Raw genomic sequence first — 16,863 nt, 5'->3', positions numbered from 1 at the left:
GCTCAAGTGCAGCTTCGAGGCCATCTTCTACAAAACGCTTCTTCAGGTGTTCAATTGTCCGACTACTCACACCAAGTGCCTCTGCAGTATCAGCAACACTCCAGCCTGGACCATTATCACCGGCATCAGAAAGCAACAAGGCACGGGCGTGGACAAACCGCCTTGCGTGGGTCTTTCCACGCTTGGTTAAGGCTTCAAGATCTTTACGCTCCTGCTCGGTAAGTGTTACTCGGTATCTTGGCGACATGGTGGCCTCCTTGAATGAGTTACGCCAGTATGCCATATACCGCAATTAAACGAAATATTAAATGTTAAGTGGTACTACGGACATCTGGCCGGCGACGTGGTGCTCCGCTTGACTGCCGGCAAAATGCATTCCCTGATGCGTTCCTACGATGTTATCGGACGTTATGGCGGCGAGGAGTTTCTGGTCATCCTTCCCGAATGCTGCCCGGAGTGCGCTGCCGCTTTTGCCGAACGACTCAGGCTGTGCGTGAGCAGCGACAGTATCGACACCCCGGAGGGGAGGATACCGGTCACCATCAGTCTCGGGGTAACGGTAAGCAGCAAGGAGAGGAAGAATGATGCCGATTCCCTGGTAAAGGCCGCGGACAAGGCCCTTTACCGGGCAAAAGAAAACGGTCGCAACCGTGTGGAACCTGCTCATGATGAAGGGATGATGGCTTGAGGAATCAATTTCGCTGTCCAGATACTCTCATAGATACATTTATGAAAATGCTGGTATATCTATCGTTATGAAAAAGCGACTGCAACCTGCCATCAGCGGTAATGAACGGGACAAGCCCTCCGCCAGGGAGGCCTTGTCACAGCACAAGAACCGCCTCTTCCCCATTGTCGGCATCGGCGCCTCCGCCGGCGGACTGGAGGCGCTGGAACAGTTCCTGCGGCAGGTGCCGGAAGGGTGCGGCATGGCCTTTGTCATCGTCCAGCACCTGGACCCGACCCACAAGGGGATCATGGCAGAACTGCTCCAGCGCACCACCGGCATGGCGGTATTCCAGGTAAAGGACCGGCTGCGGGTCAAACCGAACTGCGTCTACGTGATCCCACCCAACAAGGATATGTCCATCCTGCACGGTGTGCTGCATCTCTTCGCACCGACTGCCCCAAGAGGACTCCGTCTCCCCATCGACTTCTTCCTCCGCTCCCTGGCCGAGGACCGGCAGGGGGCGAGCATCGGCGTCATCCTCTCCGGCATGGGCTCGGACGGTACCATGGGCCTGCGGGCCATCAAGGAAAAGGCCGGCGTGACGCTGGTGCAGGAGCCCGCCTCGGCCAGGTTCGACAGCATGCCCAGGAGCGCCATCGAGGCCGGGCTGGCCGACCTGGTAGCCCCGGCGGAGGAACTGCCCGCTAAGATCATCGACTACCTCCGGCACGCCTTTACCATCACCAAGGCGGAGCTCACACTGGAGGAGAAGGACCAGAGCGCCCTGGAAAAAGTCCTGATACTCTTGCGGTCAAGGACCGGCCACGACTTCTCCCTGTACAAGAAGAACACCGTCTATCGCCGGATCGAACGGCGCATGGGCATTCACCAGATCGACCGGATCGCCTCCTACGTCCGCTATCTGCAGGAGAACTCCCAGGAGGTGGAACTCCTCTTCAAGGAGCTCCTGATCGGCGTGACCAGCTTTTTCCGCGACCCGGCGGCCTGGGAGCAGATACGGGAAGTAGCCATCCCGGCGCTCCTGTCGGGCCGCCCGGCCGGCGGGGTCCTGCGGGCCTGGTCGGCAGGCTGCTCCACCGGGGAGGAAGCGTATTCGCTGGCCATTGCCTTCAGGGAGGCACTGGAACAGGTCAAACCAACCGAGAATTTCACGCTGCAGATCTTTGCCACCGACCTGGACCGGGACGCCATCGACAAGGCCCGCCAGGGTCTCTATCCGGTCAACATCGCCGCGGACGTAAGCCCTGAGCGCCTGCACCGTTATTTCATCAAGGAAGAGAACTGCTACCGGGTCGGCAAGGAGATCCGGGAAATGGTGACCTTTGCCACGCAGAACGTCATCATGGACCCCCCCTTTACCAAGCTGGACATCCTCATCTGCCGGAACCTTTTGATCTATCTGACGCCGGAACTGCAGAAAAAACTCCTGCCGCTCTTCCACTACAGCCTGAATCCGGGCGGAGTCCTGTTTCTGGGGAGTGCGGAGACACTCAGCAGCTCAAGCGACCTCTTTACGCCGCTGAACATCAAGTCGAGACTCTTCCGGCGCCGCGAATCCCTTCTGACGGCCGAACCGATAGCGTTCCCGGCCTCGTTCGTCCCCGACCTGCCGGGAGTTTCCAAGGAGTTGCCGATGGTGAAGCCTGCAGCCAACCTCCAACAGCTTGCCGACCAGCTGCTCCTGCAGCACTTCGCACCGCCGGCCGTGCTGACCAACGACAAGGGGGACATCCTCTATATCAGCGGGCGGACCGGCAAATATCTGGAGCCGGCGGCCGGCAAGGCCAACTGGAACATCTTCGCCATGGCCCGCGACGGCATCCGTCTCGATCTGGGCAGCGCCTTCCAGAAGGCGCTCCGGCAACAGGAGACGGTCACTGTCAAGGGGCTCAAGGTCGGGACCAACGGCAGCACGCAGACCGTCGATGTCACGGTCCAGGCGATTCAAGAGCCGGAGGCGCTGCGGGGGTTGGTGATGATCGTCTTTACCGACGTGGCGGCCCCCCCGGCAGAGAGAGCCACCGGCCGCAGCAGGTCCGCACCGGCAGGCAACGCCCGGCAGCTCGAACTGGAGCAGGAACTCCAGCAGCTCCGCGAAAATCTCCAGACAACCCGAGAGGAGATGCAATCCTCGCAGGAAGAGCTCAAATCCACCAACGAGGAACTGCAGTCCGCCAACGAGGAGCTGCAGTCAACCAACGAGGAACTGACCACCTCCCGGGAGGAGATGCAGTCCCTGAACGAAGAGTTGCAGACGGTCAACGCCGAGCAGCAGTCCAAGATGGACGAGCTCAGCCGGACGAACAACGACATGAGGAACCTCCTGAACAGCACGGAGATAGTCACGGTGTTCCTGGACAACGACCTCCACGTTCGGCGGTTCACCACCGGGGCGAACAAGCTCTTCAAACTGATTCCGGGGGACGTGGGGCGGCCGCTTTCCGACATCGCCAACGATCTGCTCTATCCCGGGTTGACCGACGAAGCGCGGGAGGTGCTGCGGACACTGGTCTTTTCCGAGAAGCAGATCGCCGCCACCGACGGGCGCTGGTTTACCGTGCGCATCATGCCCTACCGCACCATGGAGGACGTCATCGGCGGGGTAGTGATCACCTTTGCGGACATCACCGAGGCCAAAAAGCTGGAGGAGGAACTGCGGGCGGAGATTTCCAGGCTGGCTGAGGTCAATGCCGGAACCAAACCGGAACATGTCAAAGGTAATTGAACGCGGAATTAAATGGGCATGAAAGAATCCTGAATTGAGAGAGTCAGCAATGGGAATCGACAACGACAAGAACCAGTTAACAGCAGCGGACGAACTGCGCCGCCGCGCTGAAGAACTGTTTCTCTCGGAAACTACGGAATCGCTCCCTCCTCGGATAAAGACCGAATTGCAGAGGCTCCTCCATGAACTCGATGTTCACCGGATCGAACTGGAGATGCAGAATGCAGAGCTCCGTCAGGCCAGGAACGAGGTGGAGACGGTACGGGAAAAGTACACCGACCTCTACGATTTCGCCCCGGTCGGCTACTTCGCCCTCGACCGCGACGGGACCATCGGTGCCGCGAACTTAAGCGGCGCCAGCCTCCTCGGGATTGAGCGCTCCCGGCTGATCGGCCGGCGTTTCGGGTTGTTTGTAACGGAAGAATATCGTCCAGCCTTCACCGACTTCCTCGATAAGGTCTTCACGAGCCCGACCAAAGAGGCGTATGAGGTGAAAATCCTGAAAGAGGAGGCCCCCCCGCTCTTCGTGCGGATCGAGGCCGTGGCCGCCGCATCGGGACAGGAGTGCCGCGCTGCATTGATTGACATCACCGAACGCAAGCAGGCGGAGGAGGAGCTACATGAGAGCGAGGAGCGCTTCCGGACTCTCGCCGACGCCATCCCCCAACTGTGCTGGATCGCGAATGCCGACGGCTGGATATTCTGGTACAACCAGCGCTGGTACGAGTACACCGGCACTACTCCTCAACAGATGGAGGGGTGGGGGTGGCAGTCGGTCCATGATCCCGAGGTGCTGCCTCAAGTCCTTGAACGGTGGAAGACTTCGATCGCAACCGGCAAGCCATTCGATATGGTGTTCCCGCTACGTGGCAGTGACGGCCTGTTTCGGCCCTTTCTGACGCGGGTGATGCCGCAATGCGCCCAGGATGGCAAGGTTGTCCGCTGGTTTGGCACAAACACCGACATCACCGAGCGGGAGCTGGCTGAGGAGGAGCTGCGCCGGGCGAAGAAGACCGCCGAGGCGGCCAACAGGGCCAAGAGCCAGTTCCTGGCCAACATGAGCCACGAACTGCGCACTCCCATGACCGGCATCCTCGGCATGCTCCAACTAGTCCTCGAAAAAGAACTTGCCCCGACGCTGCGGGACGATATGGAAATGGTGCTGAGTTCGGCCCGCTCTCTCCTCCTGATTATTAACGATATCCTCGATATGGCCAAGATCGAGGCGGGAAGACTGGTCATCGAAGAGACAGTGTTTTCTCCACGGAGGTGTATCGCAGAGGCGGTCGACATCTTTACTCCCGAGGTGCAACTCAAGGGACTCGACTTCTCCGTCTCGGTGGCGGAGGAACTGCCGGATACGATTGCCGGTGACCAGGTGCGGCTGCGGCAGGTCCTCACCAACCTCATCGGCAACGCCGTCAAGTTCACCGAAGCTGGCAAGGTGGTGGTGCACGTCACCGCCGGCGGGACGACCTCCGAGGGAAAACGCGAGGTTACGTTCGCCGTCACGGACACCGGCATCGGCATCCCTGATGACAAGAAGGAACTTCTCTTCCGGGCTTTCAACCAGGTTGACGGCTCTCACAGCAGGAGTTTCGGCGGCACAGGCCTTGGGCTTGCCATAAGCAAGGAAATTGTGGAACTGATGGGGGGAACGATCGGCTTCGTGAGTGAAGAAGGGGTGGGAAGCACCTTCTCATTCACCATCCCCCTGGGAGAAACCGGACTGGACAGGCACGTCCTGCCCTCAACCGAGCCCCAACCAAATGAAACGACAACTCCTGCCTTGCAGGGAGAAAGGATTCCGCGTCTCCTCCTTGCCGAAGACGATCCGGCCACCCGGAAGGTTTTGGGACTGATGCTCAATCGGTCAAACTTTGATCTCGATTTTGCCGAGGACGGACTGAAGGCGGTCGAACTGTGGGAAAAGGGGGCATATGATCTCGTGCTGATGGATGTCCAGATGCCGCGGCTCAATGGCTTCGAGGCGACCAGCGCCATCAGGGAGAAGGAGCGGGAGCGCGGCGGCCATACCCCGATCATTGCCCTGACGGCCCACGCCTTCAAAGAGGACGAGTAAAAGTGTCTTGCCGCCGGCATGGATGCCTATGTCTCAAAACCGGTCGACTTCAAGAACTGTGTTGAGGTAATCCGGGAGCTTCTCAACAAATAAGGTCGATAGCGGTAATCCGGAGACCTGATGGCAACAAGGGCAGATCATGCATGATGACCAGAGTGAGGCTACTGAAGCCGCCGAACTGGGCCATAACTGCGCGAGGTTAATGTGCGCGGCTCAAGGGGCTGCTTGAGACAGGGGGTAGTAATGGGTAGCAACAACGACAAGAGCAGATCGGAGACGGACGAGCTGCGGCGCCGTGCTACGGATCGACTGCGGGTTCGGGCACCGAAAGAGCGATCATCCTGGGAAGAGAATGACCGACAGCGGCTTGTTCATGAACTTGAGGTCCACCAGATCGAGCTTGAAATGCAGAATGAGCAACTCCGCCAGTCCAGGGACGATATGGAAGAGACTCTGGAGAAGTTCACCGACCTCTACGATTTCGCCCCGGTCGGCTACGCTACCATCGACCGCGACGGGATCGTCCGGGCTGCGAACCTCACCGGCGCCGGGCTTCTGGGGATTGAACGCTCCCGGCTGACCGGCCGGCACTTCAGTCAGTTCGTTGCCGCTGAAGCCCACTCGTTATTCTCTGAATTTCTCGGGAAGGTGTTTGCGCGCCCGGGCAAGGAGTCATGTGAAGTAACGCTCTCGACAAAGGGGAGTCTTCCGCTTATCGTACAGATCGATGCCATGGTCTCCGCTTCCGGTCAGGAGTGCCGTATTGCGATCATCGATATCTCAAAGCGCAGGCAGCTGGAAGAGCAACTTGAAATTCTGCACGACGACCTTGCCGCACGCGCCGCCGAACTGGCGGCTGCCAACATCGAGCTGGAGGCATTCAACTTCACCGTTTCCCACGACCTGCGCAAACCGTTGTCGATCATCCACGGCTATTGTCAACTGGTCCAAGAACTGTGCAGAGAACAACTCGATGAGCAGTCCAAGGAATTCATCCAGGAAATATATGAAGGCACCAAGAGCATGAACCGGCTCATTACTTCCCTGCTCAGATTTTCGCGCGCCACCCGCACCGAAATGCGCCGGGAAACGGTTGACATGAGCGCCATGGCAAAGGCGGTAGCTTCGGAACTGCAACTGGCGGAGCCGGAGCGCCGGGTTTCGTTCCGCATCGCCGAAGGGATAACGGGCAACGGTGATGAAGGATTGTGGCGCATCGTCCTGGACAACCTCATCGGCAACGCCTGGAAGTATAGCGCCAATCGGGAGGAGGCGGTCATCGAATTCGACATGAAGGAGGTTGACGGGAAACCGGCCTGTTTCGTCCGGGACAACGGACCGGGGTTCGACATGGCGCATGCGGACAAACTGTACATTCCGTTCCAGCGAATCCCCGGAATAGATGTCGAGGGGCACGGCATCGGTCTGGCCACGGTGGAGCGGATCGTCAGGCGCCATGGTGGACGGATCTGGGCCGAAAGTGAACCGGGCAAGGGAGCGACCTTCTTTTTCACCATGGAGTAAATCCCATGACGATGCATCCACAAGTTGATCGAGGAGATGCGCGCCAGGAACAGGGGAGAGGCTGAGACTTAAGAGGGGGCTGGGGTAAGCCGAAGAATCTCCTCCACCCGTGCACCATCCAGGGTCTCCTCTTCCTGCAGGGCCGTCGCCAGGGCATCCAGACGGAGTCTGTGTGCACTCAGCAGCCCGTCGGCAACCTCTTCCCCATGGCGGATGATGGCGGTGATCTCCTGGTCGATCACCCAGGCCATCTCTTCGGAAAACCCCTTTTCTTGTGCCAGCTTGCGTCCGAGAAACGGATGCTCTTCGCCGCGGGTAAAGGCGACCGGCCCGACCTTTTCGCTCATCCCCCACTGGCAGACCATCTTCTCGGCCAGATCGGTAACCATCTTCAGATCGTTCTGGGCGCCGGTGGAGACTTCACCAAAGATCAGCCGCTCGGCAGCCCGACCGCCCAGGGTAACACTGATGCGGTTTTCCAGATAACTCCGGGGGTAATAATAGCGATCATCCTCCGGGAGTTGCTGGGTGATTCCCAGCGCCATGCCGTGAGGTATGATCGTTACCTTGTGGATCGGATCGGTGCCCGGAAGCAGCTTGGCAATCAGGGTGTGTCCTGCCTCATGGTAGGCGGTGATCCTCTTCTCGTTGTCGGATATGACCATTTTCCGCTCGCCGCCCATCAGGAGCTTGTCCTTGGCCTGCTCCAGGTGCGCCATGGTAACGGCTGAGGCGCTCTCCCGCGAAGCCAGAATGGCCGCTTCGTTCACCAGATTTTCCAGATCGGCGCCGGTCATTCCGGGAGTCCCCTTGGCGATGGTGATGAAATCGACCCCTTCGGCCAGCGCGATCTTACGCGTATGTACCTTAAGGATTTTTTCCCGGTCCCGCCAGTCCGGCCGTTCGATCACCACATGCCGGTCGAAACGGCCGGGGCGGAGCAGCGCCGGATCCAGCACGTCGGGACGGTTGGTAGCTGCCAGCACGATCACCTCCTCGTGCTGGTCGAAACCGTCCATCTCGGAGAGAAGCTGATTCAGTGTCTGCTCCCGCTCGTCATTGCCGCCGCCCAGGCCTGTGCCTCGGCTTCTCCCTACGGCATCGATCTCGTCGATAAAGATAATGCTCGGCGCACTCTTCTTGGCGTTGTTGAAAAGGTCCCTGACCCGGCTGGCGCCAACCCCGACATACATCTCGATAAACTGGGATGCAGAGATGGTGAAGAAGTTGACCCCCGCCTCTCCTGCTACCGCCCGCGCCAGCAGGGTCTTTCCGGTACCGGGAGGCCCGACCAGCAGGATCCCCTTCGGCACCTTGCCGCCGATGCGACGAAACTGTCCCGGCTCCTTCAGGTACTCGACAATCTCCTTTAGCTCCTGCTTGCTGTTCTCCATGCCGGCCACATCTTCGAAGGTGACATTGACCTTCTCCCCGGTGCCGTACATCCTGGCTCCGGATTTGGCAAAGCTGCCGAACATACTACCCATCGGCCCCTGGTTACGGGCAGTGCGGGAGATATACCACCAGACACCGATAATCAGAATCCAGGGGAGTAGTGTGATGAGAAAAGAAACAAGAGGCGATGCTTCGGTAGAAACTGCAACGATCTCCACCTTGTGGCCGCTCAGTTCGGCAATCAGCGCCGGATCGGCCGTAGCCGGCATGGTCGTGGAAAAGGCCCCCACGTCCCGTGTGACCTCTTTGCCCTGCACCGTTTCGGCCACCTGAACCTTCTTCAGGAATTCACCGCTTACGGCCGCCCCCTTGAACCTGACCTTTTTCAGGTTGTTGCCGGCAAGTTCGCTGCGAAAGCGGCTGTAGCTTATCTCGGCACTCTGCCCCGCATCGCGTCGAAGATAGTTGTAGCCGAAATTAAATAGTATCGTTACTACCATCATGAGAAGAATCGTGCGCCAGGTTGACTGGTTCATGGATTAGTCCTTGACAGGAATGTCGCTGCTATTTCTGCCCCAGAAGAATATCATCTGCGGGGTAGTGGCGCTATGCTCATTAATGAGCTGCTGGGTGCTTACCAGTTCCCATCCTGCCTTGGCCATTTGATCCAGGTGATCCTGTAGATCAAGTGCCAGGAGATCGTTTACCGGATAATGCCTGGTCGTGAAGGTGTATGCTTTCGCCATGACCGACTCCCCATCAATCTCTTTCCCAGAAAAAATAGTAATAACCGCTCTCCTTGACGACAGTAACCATCCTCCACCCTTCCTGCGCCACCTGGTTCAGATGCTGCTCCATTCCTTCTCGGATGAGTTGGGTGGTAGGAGGTTCGTGCAACGTAATGGAGTATTCTTTAGCCATGGTCATTCTCCTTTCGCTGCTGTTGTTGGCAGGACCTGATGATCTGTGATATTGGCCTGGCGCGGGTGTCAATATTATTATTTACAATTGTAACATGTCTTTTTGCAGGCATTTTCTTCTTGATAAAGGTAATTGACCTAAGGAGGTAAAAGGATATGAAAGAAAACGCCCTGTGGCGTCAGAATGATTTGTTCCAGGTAAGGATCAGGCCGCTTCCCGACTTGCCATTACGAACGAAACCGGAATCCCATGCATACCCGATATACAGCTCGGAATCCCAGAAAAAACCGGTATCCAGGCCGATGGTCGTTGCTGCCCCGGTTGTGCTTTTGAACAGAAACCGGTTGCTATCGGTAACCGCTGCCCGGTCCGCCCAGATGAACGTCTCCCGCAGGTGGAGATAGAGGAATGGCGCCAGTTCGCGCCGGTATTGCAGGGCTGCCAGGGCATAATTGGCTACGAGAACCTGGTTGAACATGGTGCCGGGATAATCGGGGCGACAGAGGTCATCCGATTCGCCGGGAAGAGGTCCGCCGCCGATCGTGATGGCATTGTAGCGGTCGGCGCTCTCCTTGGGAGTGATGCCACCGTGGAAGCTGAAGAGCATCCGGTTCTTCTCCGACAGCCCCGGAATCGCGCCGGCACCCATGAAATAGCCGTTAAACTGGAGGAAGTCCCGGGTATGCGCGCTGGTGAAGAGCGCATCGGGAATGGTGCCGAAATCCGCCCATTTGTCCCGGAACAGGTAATCAAGGTCGAATCCGGCTGCCATCCCCGTATGGGGGAGTTCCAGCAGATTCCGGCGCATCCCGTCATAACGGCCCCGCAGTTTCACGCCGTACAGCATGGTGTCCGGCGGCAGTACCAGGTCTGGTCCGGTGTCGCTTGTCCGCTCGGCATAAAAGTACCCGATCTTGCCGAGCAGTTGAAGCCTCAGGTCGTTGTCGACCTGGAAGGGGGCCACCCTGTAGCGAAGTCCGGGACCCAACGAGGCGATCACCGTCCCCCATATCGCGTCTGACGACCTGATCTCCCGGTTGTTGACCACCTCCCTCTGGCCACCTGGAATAGTGTTGTTTTCAAAACGCGTGACGAGTTCAAGATTCCCGAAGCTTCTGTCATACTCCAGGTCGTTGACGAAGATACTTATCAAGTTGCGTGTCCTGGACTCGTCCCACACCCGCTTCAAAAAGAGGGCGCCAATCGGCGTAGCGGCGGTACTTCCCTGTCTGGGAGTGTAGAATACGCCCCCCAGCGTCAGGGCAGTCACACGACCACGGTCCTGGGCAGGGATGTCTACCGATTTGCCCATGAAGTAAGAGTGTAATGGCTCTCCGGCCAGCGGCGTGTGATATTCCACGGTTTCCCCAGAGGTTGTTCCCCCCCCTCCTATCCGGGAAGCAGACGCCTCAGCCTTCTGGTCGGCAATGGCAATGCCGTGCATCGTCAAGCCGGAACACAGGAGAGTGCCCGTAAAAATCAGGGATACGATGCCAGTTTCCCGTCTGCCCGATTTCCACCCAGCCATAGCCTGCGTCTCCCGGAGCACATCGCATTGAACATCGCCAAGTTAGAATAACTTGCGCTACTAACCTGTCAATCAGTCAATGCTGGTTATGCTGGTTACGCGTGCGCCCACAAATTCGTCCCAAAACCTGATCGAGCGGTATCCCGGAGATTTCCACCGCTCCCCTGGCAAAGCACAAGGGCCACATGTTGGCCGTGGCACTCCGCTGAAGTCAAGTCTAGCCCGCAGTCGCCCACCTTTTACAAAGGCTTTACATTGCCAGCAATGACAGCCGCAGAAATAGCCCTATACTTTGGGAAACCCTTCCCGCAGACATACAGACGACAGGAGCAGTCACATGAAGATTCTCCTTGTGTATCCCCACTACCCGGACACCTTCTGGAGCTTCCGGCACGCCCTGAAATTCATCGACAGGAAAGCGAGTTTCCCCCCGCTGGGGCTCTTGACGGTGGCTGCCATGCTCCCCGCTGAATGGCACAAGCGGCTCGTCGACATGAACGTGTGTCCGCTCGCCGACGAGGAACTGACATGGGCGGACTACGTCTTCATCAGCGCCATGACCATCCAGCGGGAATCGGCGCAGGAGGTAATCGCCCGCTGTCGACAGCTGGGAGTGAAGACCGTCGCCGGTGGCCCCCTCTTTACCGCCTGCCACGAGGATTTCCCCGACGTGGACCACCTGGTGCTGAACGAGGCGGAACTCACCCTTGCCCCGTTCCTGACGGACCTGCTGAACGGGGAGCCGAGGCGTATCTACGCCGACGAGCGGCGGGCGGACCTGGCGAGCACCCCGATCCCGCTCTGGAACCTGATAGATGTCAGGAACTATGCCGCCATGAATATCCAGTATTGCCGGGGTTGCCCCTTTGACTGCGAGTTCTGCGACATCACGACGCTGTTCGGCAGAAAACCGCGGAGCAAGGCGCAAGCACAGCTGATCGCCGAACTGGAGAGCCTCTATGTCCGGGGGTGGCGCGGGGCGATTTTCTTTGTCGACGACAACTTCATCGGCGACCGGGCGAAGCTGAAACGGGAACTCCTGCCCGCCATAATCGACTGGATGGAGGAACGGGGGCGGCCGTTCTACTTCTATACCGAGGCGTCCATCGACCTGGCCGACGATCCCCAACTCATGGAGCTGATGGTCAGGGCCGGGTTCGAGGAGGTCTTTATCGGCATCGAGACCCCCCACGAGGACGGTCTCGTTGAGAGCGGCAAGGTGCAGAACAGGAACCGCGACCTGCTGGCCTCGGTCAAGTGCATCCAGCGGGCCGGCCTGCAGGTGCACGGGGGGTTCATCGTCGGCTTTGACAGTGATTCGCCGGAGACCTTCGACCGGCAGATCCGTTTTATCCAGGAGAGCGGCATTGTCACCGCCATGGTAGGGGTGCTGATCGCCCTGCGCGGCACCAGGCTCTATCAGCGCATGTCACGGGAGGGGAGGCTTCTGGGGAAGGCCTCGGGCAACAATACCGCCATCGCCATCAACTTCACCCCCCGGATGGAGCTCAAGCTGCTCATCGGCGGCTACCGGACCATCCTCGACACCATCTACTCACCCAAAAACTACTATCAGCGGGTGATCAGGCTCCTCAGGGAGTACCGTCCGGCGCATCTGGGGAAATTCCACCTCCAGCCGGGGTATGTCGGGGCGCTCTTCAAATCGATCCTGTTCCTGGGGGTCATTGGCAGGGAACGGTTCCAGTTCTGGAAACTCTTCTTCTGGTCGCTGGTCAGGCGGCCACGACTCTTCCCGCTGGCCATAACCTATGCCGTCTACGGGTTCCACTTCCGAAAGGTCGCGGAAACGATCACCGGGGGTGCGATGCTAGAAAGAGACGAGTGCCTGGAATAAGCGGGGATGAACCCGGTTCGGCAGATAAGGGAGGAACGGGCCGGCTATCAGCAGAGATAGCCGGCCCGTTCCCATTCCAGGTCAATGGCGGCGGGCAAAAATTCAGGCGCTCTTGCAGGCGGTGAAAAGGATGCGGCGAAACGTATAGTAGACCGGCTCGGTCGGCCAGAGACGACGGAGCTTCTCCTTGTAGCGGTCCAGAAACGGCTCGTGCAGCTCGGTGGGCAACCGTTCGAAGTACGGCACCAGGGTGGTGCCCGATGTCCATTCGGCCACGGCAGCGGCATCGGGCATCAGGGCCGGGTAGACCTTTTCGAGCACCGTAATCTCCTGGCCGCCGGAGCGGTAAAGGAGCTCGGCATAGGTGTCTACCTCCAGTACCGGCGAGGGACGGTACCAGCCTTGGAGAGCCGTCCGGAACGGCTCTTCCCGGGCGGTCTCGATAATGGCCAGATGGGCGGGATGGTTGTGGTTTGAGGGGAGTTGTACCGCCAGCTGGCCGCCGGGCCGGACCAGCGAAAAAAGGCGCGGGACAAGGGCGTGGTGATCCTCTACCCAATGGATGGCGGCATGGGAAAACACCAGATCCCACTGGCCGGTAGCGCTCTCTATGGAGCCAAGGGCAAAATCGAGGTTTAGAGAACGTTGCTGACCGGCCTTCTCCAGCATGGTGGCCGAACTGTCGAGACCGAGGACCGTGCTTTCCGGCAAACGGTCTGCCAGGCGCCGGCTCAGTTCGCCGGTGCCGCACCCCAGATCGACAACGGTCAGCCCCTCGCGAACCTTGATGAGGGCGAACAGGTCTTCGAACGGGGCAAACCGCGCCTCCTTGAATTTGTGATATAGCTCCGGGTCCCAGGGCATATCTCTACCTCCCGTTGCTGGTGGCCGTTCAGCAGTTGATGTTTGAACGCCAGGTGCGAAGAGTTATACCTTATCATGGAAATGGGGGCACAGGAAGTTTGCGCTTATGAAAGCTAACCTGGCAACAAAGCCCCTTAAAGATTTTCTGTGACAACCGATGGCACACCCTGTCCTTCCAACCGCGCTGCGCCTTTCAGTGCGGCCTCGCGTGTCGGGTAGCTTCCGGCGGTAAGCAGTAGCGTCGACACGGAGATGATGGCCGTTTCCCGGCTAGACCGAATACCATGGGCAGCAAGCCGCGCCTGCTCCTGTGCAGCCCCCTTCTCGTCACGATATGTCCCGGCATAGAGACGGTATTGCCGGTTTTCATCCATAAGGATGAAGCAGTCCGCAGTAATGTTGCGCAGCCTGCTGAGCTCTTTGCGGGCCGACTTCTGATCCGGGAACCCGCCGATAAGCAGGCGGATCATCGATACCTTTTTCTTCGGCCCCGGCTTCACCAGCGGTGACAGGCCGGCGCTTTTGATCTTGTTCTTGGCGTCGGCCATGGCCGGTTTTCCCGCATATTCGCCGATCATGAGCGTGTACGAGGCAGCCTTGACAGCACTCCCGGTCTTCCCCGCCTTATCTCCGTTCCGGACCATCGACTTGTCCATTGTGGCAGGTGGAGAGGGATTCCTCCTGCCGTCGTCGACGGATGGGACAGCGCCTTGCGCCCGGGGGGCATCGAGTACGGCAGGTTTCACGCCACTGCCGACCGGATTCCCCATCAGACCGTTCACCGTTGTCCGGAGCGGATCAGGCTCCGCTACAACAGTCTGGTTCGCAGGTGGTACGGCATCGAAGGAAGCTGCCATTCCCGTTCCCTCAGTCATCTTTTCCGGGTGCGCGGTATCGACACGAACCCCCTGGTGGTCGAGGAGACTTCCCATATCGCGCCAAAGTTTCGCCACGGCATAGGCAAACGCTTCTGTCGCGTCCTGATGCGCGTTGCGGGCCGAAGTCAGGTCGTTCTCCGCGTTGATGACGTCCTGCACCGAGGTCGTGCCGGCACGGGTATGCTTTTGGTACTCTTCTCGGCGCTGCTCGGCGTACAGGCGTGATCGTTCCGTCGTCTGCAGCTGCAGTCGGGCCGAAATCAGCGCCCTCATATCCGCTTCAACATCATTCCGTATCTTCCACTCCAGAGCCCTGATCTGGTTTTGCGCCTGTTCTGTCCTGATCTTGCTCTTGCGGTAATCGTTCACGGCGGCGGTATTCCCGAGCGGGACACTGAACTGCAGACCTGCCGACCAATACCTTCCTTTGCCGTCTCCGATCTGTTGATACGTACTGCCGACTGCGCCGGCGATCCCGCTGAATCCGCCACTGGCCGTAACCGAGAGGTCGGGGAGCGATTGGTGCCGGGCGACCCGCTCCTGCAACTCGCTGGCCTTGAGGGCCAAACGAAGCTGTTTCAGGTCCGGCCTAAGCTCCAGCGCCATCTTCACCGCCTGCTCCTCCGTTTCCGGTGGTTCGTCCCTGGCCGGAGGGTCGGTGGGGATGAGCTGGGTCTTTGTCTCCATGCCGATCAGGTACTGCAGGCTCGCCTCCTGGTCCCTGACGTTTCGCTCGGCATCGACGAGTTCCTTGCGCCGCTGGGACAGGGCGTACTCCACGTTGGCGATGTCCAGCCGCTGCTTGGGACCAGGCTTCGTCTTCTTTATCTCTTCCAGAAGATTCTGCACCGTGCCCAGCGCCGCTACCCGCGACTCCAGTGTCTGGCGCAGAGAATAGAGACGGTTGTACGAGGTAATGACGGCGACAACCGTGTCGGTGACGTACAAACGGAACCGCTCGATGGAATCTTTCCGGGTATTGGCGGCCAGGGTGATGCTCAACTCCGTCGTTTCCTTGCCGGCATTCTTCAGGAGCGGCTGCGAAATGCTGATCCCGGCCGATGACTGCCAGTTTTTCGAGGGCACGCCGGTCAATTGGGAGTCGGCGTTCGTGTAGCCGGTCTGGGTGGCAACGGCGATGCTTCCGCCGGTCGGGAGATACTGGGTCAGACCAACAGACGCGTTGGTACTGGTAACCCCGAAGGTCTCTCCGGGGAAGGACGACACCGCGCGACTGGCCGACGTACTCAGAAGGGGATCATACAGCGCCCGGCTTCTCACCGCATCGGTGTCGGCCATGACGGCGTTGAGCGCCTCGTTCCGGACGTCGATGTTCCTGCGGATTGCCATTTCTACTGCGGCCAGCCGCGAAAGGTTCATCCCGTTCGGGATAGTTGCGCACTGGCCGTTGCCGGTGGCAAAAAGGGGAACCATGGGGATTGCGTATCCAAAAGATGCATAGAGCAAAACGCCGCACCGTACGGCGAACCTGGCTAGCGAATGAGTATTCATGACTCAGCCTGTTTACGTGCATATCGGCCACTGATGGCGGCTGTTTGGTAAATTTCACGTGGAATGTGAGAGATTGGAAATATCTTCGGCATCAGAAGGAATAAGGGGTGCCCTCCCCGAAGGAAGGGCACCTGTGGTCAAACGTTGGGGCAGGCAGTGATCCGGGCTGGGGACAAAAACTAGATGGCGCCCAACCTGCCGTATAGTTACTGCCCGGCCGCAAGGGCAGAGATCTGGGCGGCAGAGAGAAAGCTGAGCGAGCCCATGCCGCCGGTGTTGGCGCTGATGGCACCCTGAATGGCAGTGGCTGTTCTGCCCTGCTTCGCCGTGCCGTGACACCCGGAACAGTACTGGTTGTACAGGGACCAGGTCTTGGTCGGCGTCGGAGCCGGAGCCGGGGCAGGGGCCGGAGCAGGAGCAGGAGCAGGAGCAGGAGCAGGAGCAGGAGCAGGAGCAGGGACCGGGGTCGGCTTCGGTGCGGGCGCCGGGGCAGGGGCAGGAACCGGGGTCGGCTTCGGTGCGGGCGCCGGGGCAGGGGCAGGAACCGGGGTCGGCTTCGGTGCGGGCGCCGGCGGCACCGGTACCGGAGCAGGAGTCGGCTTCGGAGCCGGTGCCGGAGTTGGAGCCGGTGCCGGAGTTGGAGCCGGTTTCCGGTGGTTATAGGTCTTTCTCACGGCATCGTCATTTTTTTCCCTTTCCCTTTCCCGGTCAGAATCGGCATAGCCGGCAGAAACAAGACCTGCAACGAGAAGGGTGGAAATGGTACCTACGGAAAAGAATCTCTTTGACTTGCTAAACATGTGTATCCTCCGATTGATTGTGATTGTTGATTGTTCTTGTCAGTAGTTGATTGTTGCTCTCCAACAGATAAACAGTTGTTCATACAA

The 16,863-nt window shown here is 59.1% G+C and carries 13 protein-coding genes; 5 read left to right on the top strand and 8 right to left on the bottom strand.

What is annotated here, in order from left to right; translation table 11 throughout:
• Positions 1–247: helix-turn-helix domain-containing protein (locus JN12_RS17480; RefSeq protein ID WP_170242033.1), on the bottom strand; the 247-nt coding region annotated here is incomplete at its 3' end.
• A gap of 36 nt (positions 248–283) precedes the next feature.
• Here JN12_RS17480 and JN12_RS17475 point away from each other — a divergent pair.
• From JN12_RS17475 to JN12_RS17460, 4 genes are all read left to right on the top strand, one after another.
• Entirely contained in the window at positions 284–688 is a 405-nt protein-coding gene (locus JN12_RS17475; protein WP_145025139.1) for a diguanylate cyclase, read from the top strand.
• A 67-nt stretch (positions 689–755) separates the two neighbouring features.
• Positions 756–3,416, top strand: coding sequence for a chemotaxis protein CheB (locus JN12_RS17470; RefSeq protein WP_145025137.1), 2,661 nt, complete (start codon positions 756–758; stop codon positions 3,414–3,416).
• 49 nt (positions 3,417–3,465) lie between these two features.
• Positions 3,466–5,499 (top strand): PAS domain-containing hybrid sensor histidine kinase/response regulator, encoded by a 2,034-nt coding sequence (locus tag JN12_RS17465; RefSeq protein ID WP_145025135.1) that lies wholly within the window; start codon positions 3,466–3,468, stop codon positions 5,497–5,499.
• A 243-nt stretch (positions 5,500–5,742) separates the two neighbouring features.
• Positions 5,743–7,023, top strand: coding sequence for a sensor histidine kinase (locus JN12_RS17460; RefSeq protein WP_145025132.1), 1,281 nt, complete (start codon positions 5,743–5,745; stop codon positions 7,021–7,023).
• Between the two features lie 68 nt (positions 7,024–7,091).
• Here the strand turns inward: JN12_RS17460 and ftsH are convergent, their stop codons facing one another.
• The 4 genes from ftsH to JN12_RS17445 all read right to left on the bottom strand — a co-directional run bounded on the left by ftsH (position 7,092) and on the right by JN12_RS17445 (position 10,867).
• Positions 7,092–8,954 (bottom strand): ATP-dependent zinc metalloprotease FtsH, encoded by a 1,863-nt coding sequence (gene ftsH, locus JN12_RS17455; RefSeq protein WP_145025130.1) that lies wholly within the window; start codon positions 8,952–8,954, stop codon positions 7,092–7,094.
• A 3-nt stretch (positions 8,955–8,957) separates the two neighbouring features.
• Positions 8,958–9,164, bottom strand: a complete 207-nt coding sequence (locus tag JN12_RS17450) for a hypothetical protein (protein ID WP_145025128.1) — start codon at positions 9,162–9,164, stop codon at positions 8,958–8,960.
• A 13-nt stretch (positions 9,165–9,177) separates the two neighbouring features.
• Positions 9,178–9,339 carry a hypothetical protein gene (locus tag JN12_RS20575; protein ID WP_170242031.1) on the bottom strand — a complete coding sequence of 54 codons (162 nt, stop codon included), beginning with the start codon at positions 9,337–9,339 and terminating at the stop codon, positions 9,178–9,180.
• 178 nt (positions 9,340–9,517) lie between these two features.
• Positions 9,518–10,867 carry a porin gene (locus tag JN12_RS17445; protein WP_145025126.1) on the bottom strand — a complete coding sequence of 450 codons (1,350 nt, stop codon included), beginning with the start codon at positions 10,865–10,867 and terminating at the stop codon, positions 9,518–9,520.
• A 337-nt stretch (positions 10,868–11,204) separates the two neighbouring features.
• Between JN12_RS17445 and JN12_RS17440 the strand changes: the two genes are divergently transcribed.
• Positions 11,205–12,722, top strand: a complete 1,518-nt coding sequence (locus tag JN12_RS17440; protein WP_145025124.1) for a B12-binding domain-containing radical SAM protein — start codon at positions 11,205–11,207, stop codon at positions 12,720–12,722.
• A 102-nt stretch (positions 12,723–12,824) separates the two neighbouring features.
• Here JN12_RS17440 and JN12_RS17435 read toward each other — a convergent pair whose 3' ends face one another.
• The 3 genes from JN12_RS17435 to JN12_RS20880 all read right to left on the bottom strand — a co-directional run bounded on the left by JN12_RS17435 (position 12,825) and on the right by JN12_RS20880 (position 16,776).
• Positions 12,825–13,586 carry a methyltransferase domain-containing protein gene (locus JN12_RS17435; protein ID WP_145025122.1) on the bottom strand — a complete coding sequence of 254 codons (762 nt, stop codon included), beginning with the start codon at positions 13,584–13,586 and terminating at the stop codon, positions 12,825–12,827.
• A gap of 134 nt (positions 13,587–13,720) precedes the next feature.
• Positions 13,721–15,898: a TolC family protein gene (locus tag JN12_RS17430; protein ID WP_246125909.1), complete on the bottom strand. Its 2,178-nt coding sequence runs from the start codon at positions 15,896–15,898 to the stop codon at positions 13,721–13,723.
• A gap of 284 nt (positions 15,899–16,182) precedes the next feature.
• Positions 16,183–16,776, bottom strand: coding sequence for a c-type cytochrome (locus JN12_RS20880; RefSeq protein WP_246125908.1), 594 nt, complete (start codon positions 16,774–16,776; stop codon positions 16,183–16,185).
• Positions 16,777–16,863 lie beyond the last annotated feature (87 nt).

Source organism: Geobacter argillaceus (assembly GCF_007830735.1).
GTDB lineage: Bacteria > Desulfobacterota > Desulfuromonadia > Geobacterales > DSM-12255 > Geomobilibacter > Geomobilibacter argillaceus.
The sequence above is the reverse complement of the archived record's forward strand: the minus strand, read 5'-3'. Positions and strand labels throughout refer to the sequence as shown.

Bases quoted from the DNA above. Each gene is read 5' to 3' on its own strand.
- JN12_RS17470 (WP_145025137.1), top strand. From the start codon at position 756: ATGAAAAAGCGACTGCAACCTGCCATCAGCGGTAATGAACGGGACAAG.
- JN12_RS17465 (WP_145025135.1), top strand. From the start codon at position 3,466: ATGGGAATCGACAACGACAAGAACCAGTTAACAGCAGCGGACGAACTG.
- JN12_RS17460 (WP_145025132.1), top strand. From the start codon at position 5,743: ATGGGTAGCAACAACGACAAGAGCAGATCGGAGACGGACGAGCTGCGG.
- ftsH (WP_145025130.1), bottom strand. From the start codon at position 8,954: ATGAACCAGTCAACCTGGCGCACGATTCTTCTCATGATGGTAGTAACG.
- JN12_RS17450 (WP_145025128.1), bottom strand. From the start codon at position 9,164: ATGGCGAAAGCATACACCTTCACGACCAGGCATTATCCGGTAAACGAT.
- JN12_RS20575 (WP_170242031.1), bottom strand. From the start codon at position 9,339: ATGGCTAAAGAATACTCCATTACGTTGCACGAACCTCCTACCACCCAA.
- JN12_RS17445 (WP_145025126.1), bottom strand. From the start codon at position 10,867: ATGGCTGGGTGGAAATCGGGCAGACGGGAAACTGGCATCGTATCCCTG.
- JN12_RS17440 (WP_145025124.1), top strand. From the start codon at position 11,205: ATGAAGATTCTCCTTGTGTATCCCCACTACCCGGACACCTTCTGGAGC.
- JN12_RS17435 (WP_145025122.1), bottom strand. From the start codon at position 13,586: ATGCCCTGGGACCCGGAGCTATATCACAAATTCAAGGAGGCGCGGTTT.
- JN12_RS17430 (WP_246125909.1), bottom strand. From the start codon at position 15,898: ATGGTTCCCCTTTTTGCCACCGGCAACGGCCAGTGCGCAACTATCCCG.
- JN12_RS20880 (WP_246125908.1), bottom strand. From the start codon at position 16,776: ATGTTTAGCAAGTCAAAGAGATTCTTTTCCGTAGGTACCATTTCCACC.